2 protein-coding genes and 2 pseudogenes are annotated in these 2,722 nt (G+C 72.2%); 2 read left to right on the top strand and 2 right to left on the bottom strand.

Annotation, left to right across the window (positions count from 1 at the left end; translation table 11 throughout):
- Nucleotides 1–219, bottom strand: a pseudogene (locus G5C60_RS50290) (DUF4190 domain-containing protein); the annotation flags it as partial.
- 63 nt (nucleotides 220–282) lie between these two features.
- On the opposite strand from G5C60_RS50290, the pseudogene G5C60_RS50285 reads away from it, so the two are divergent.
- Together G5C60_RS50285 and G5C60_RS50280 are read left to right on the top strand one after the other, a co-directional pair.
- A pseudogene (locus G5C60_RS50285) lies at nucleotides 283–1,456 on the top strand (adenosine deaminase); the annotation flags it as partial.
- 32 nt (nucleotides 1,457–1,488) lie between these two features.
- On the top strand, nucleotides 1,489–2,172 hold the full coding sequence (locus tag G5C60_RS50280; RefSeq protein WP_165270961.1) for a glycerophosphodiester phosphodiesterase: 684 nt from the start codon (nucleotides 1,489–1,491) through the stop codon (nucleotides 2,170–2,172).
- Nucleotides 2,173–2,206: 34 nt separating this feature from the next.
- Here the strand turns inward: G5C60_RS50280 and G5C60_RS50275 are convergent.
- Nucleotides 2,207–2,722 (bottom strand): NADPH-dependent F420 reductase (locus G5C60_RS50275; RefSeq protein WP_165270959.1); only part of this gene is annotated, 516 nt, incomplete at its 5' end.

The following is a 2,722-nucleotide window of genomic DNA, read 5'->3' as shown; positions in this document are numbered from 1 at the left end:
CGGCGTGCCCGCACCCGGCATCGAGGTGACCGTCGGCTGGTCGTGCACGGACCGCGGGGCGGGGGCGGCCGGCTTGTCCAGCGGGACCTTCGGCTGGGGAGGCGCGTCCTGCGGGCCGGGGCCCGGGGCGCCGTCTGCCGGAGCCCCGTGTCCGGGCGGAGCCCACGGGTCCGGTGCGCCGTTGCCCGGCGCACCCGGCGTCTGCGCGTCGTCGGACATGCGCGGAGTCCCCTCTGTCGTACGTTCCGTCATGTTACGGCCGGGCCACGGACCCCGTGGAACCCGGCCTACGATGATCCCGCACCACCGATCAGCCGATCACCCGCGCCCGCCGCAGACCACCGGAACCCACCGGACAGCGACCGGGCGCCGTCCCGGGGAGGAACCCTTGACCACCCACCGCGACCCGAACGGCCGGCCCGCCACACGCGACCTGCACTCCTTCATCGCCGGCCTGCCCAAGGCCGAACTCCACGTGCACCACGTCGGCTCCGCCTCCCCCCGTATCGTCTCGGAACTGGCCGCCCGCCACCCCGACTCCAAGGTGCCGACGGACCCCGAGGCCCTCGTCGACTACTTCACGTTCACGGACTTCGCCCACTTCATCGAGGTGTACCTGTCCGTCGTGGACCTCATCCGCACTCCGGAGGACGTACGCCTCCTGACGTACGAGATCGCCCGCGACATGGCCCGGCAGCAGATCCGCTACGCCGAGCTGACCGTCACACCGTTCTCCTCGACCCGTCGCGGTATCGACGAGGGCGGGTTCATGGACGCGATCGAGGACGCCCGCAAGGCCGCGGAGGCCGACTTCGGGACCGTACTGCGCTGGTGCTTCGACATTCCCGGAGAGGCGGGGATCCAGGCCGCCGAGGAGACCGTCCGGCTCGCCACCACCGACAGGATCCGGCCCGAGGGTCTCGTCTCGTTCGGGCTCGGCGGGCCCGAAGTCGGCGTACCCCGGCCGCAGTTCAAGTCGTACTTCGACCGCGCGATCGCGGCCGGCCTGCGCTCCGTACCGCACGCGGGCGAGACGACCGGTCCCGAGACCGTCTGGGACGCCCTGACCGAGCTGCGCGCCGAGCGCATCGGGCACGGCACCAGCTCCGCGCGGGACCCCAAGCTCCTCGCGCACCTCGCCGAGCACCGCATCGCCCTGGAGGTCTGCCCGACCTCCAACATCGCCACGCGCGCGGTCCGCACGCTCGACGAGCACCCCATCAAGGAGTTCGTACGGACCGGGGTGCTCGTCACGATCAACTCCGACGACCCGCCGATGTTCGGCACCGACCTCAACAACGAGTACGCGGTGGCCGCCCGCCTCCTCGACCTCGACGAACAGGGTCTCGCCGCACTCGCCAAGAATGCCGTCGAGGTGTCGTTCCTCGACCCGGCCGGCAAGACGAGGCTGGCCGCCGAGATCGACACCTACACCTCCGCGTGGCTCGCGCCCTGAACAGGCATGGCGTCAGCCAGCACAATGGGCCCATGCGCACCGTGACAGCCGTGGCCCATCGAGGCGACCCCTACCGCGTCCGTGAGAACACGATCGACTCGCTGCGTTCCGCGCTCCAACGGGGCGCGGACGCCGTCGAGTTCGATGTCCGGCTGACCCGCGACGACGTGCCGGTGCTGCTGCACGACGCGACGCTGAAGCGGCTGTGGGAACACGACCGGCCGCTGCTCTCGCTCTCCTCGGACGAGGTGCGCGGGCTCACCGCCGGTGGGATTCCCACGCTGGAGGAGGTCCTGAAGTCGACCGACCACGGCCGCTTCATGGTCGATCTGCCGGGTGCCGCGAACCCTCGTGCCGTACGCCGGATCGTCGAGGTCATCCGCGACCTCGGGGCCGACGAGCGGGTGTACTACAGCGCCGGTGCCGAGACCATGCTCGCCGTCCGCGCGGCCGACCCCGCCGCGGAGATCGCCCTCACCTGGACGACCCTCGCACCCCCGCGGCCCGCCCTCCTCGACGCCATACGCCCCCGCTGGCTCAACTACCGCTTCAGCCTGGTCGACCGGGACATCGCCGCCCGCCTCCACCGCGACGGCTACCTGTTGTCGGTGTGGACGCCCGACACGCGCCGGTCCATGCGACGGCTGCTGGATGCGGGGGTCGACTCGATCACGACGAACCGCATCGACACGTTGTGCTCGCTGCGTAGGGTGTAGCGCCCGTCAGCAGCCCTTCTCGCGCCGCCAGGCATCACCTCGCCCCCGCGAACTCCACCGGCGGGGAGATCGCCTGCGCGTCCGCCCCCTCCCCCACCCACAGCCCGATCAACAGCGCCGCGGTCGCCTCCAGCAGCCCCGCCCGGTCGAGGCCGCCCGCGTTCAGCGGCTCGCAGCCCAGGGCGCGTACGAGTCGTCGTACGACCGCGAGCGCGTCCTGCGAGTCCCCGGCCAGCGGGACCGCGAGCGGGCGGCCCTCGAAGACGGGCGGCGTCAGCCGCCAGACGTCCTCGTGGCAGAGGTTGAAGGCCTTGACTACGTGAGCGCCGGGCGCCGCCGCCGCGATCTCGCCGGCCGCCGAAAGCCCGTCCCGCGTCTCCAGGAGGAAGCCGGGCCCCACCGGATTGCCGCAGTCCACCAACACCCGTTCGCGCAGGGCGACTTCGAGGCCCGAGATGACCTCCACGGCAGCCGCGTACGGCACGGCCAGCAGCACCGCATCGCTGCCGAACTCGACCGCCGCCGCCAGGCCACCGGACCCGACCCCGCC

It is taken from the genome of Streptomyces scabichelini, assembly GCF_011045015.1.
Taxonomy (GTDB): domain Bacteria; phylum Actinomycetota; class Actinomycetes; order Streptomycetales; family Streptomycetaceae; genus Streptomyces; species Streptomyces scabichelini.
This window is presented reverse-complemented; position numbering and strand designations above follow the sequence as displayed.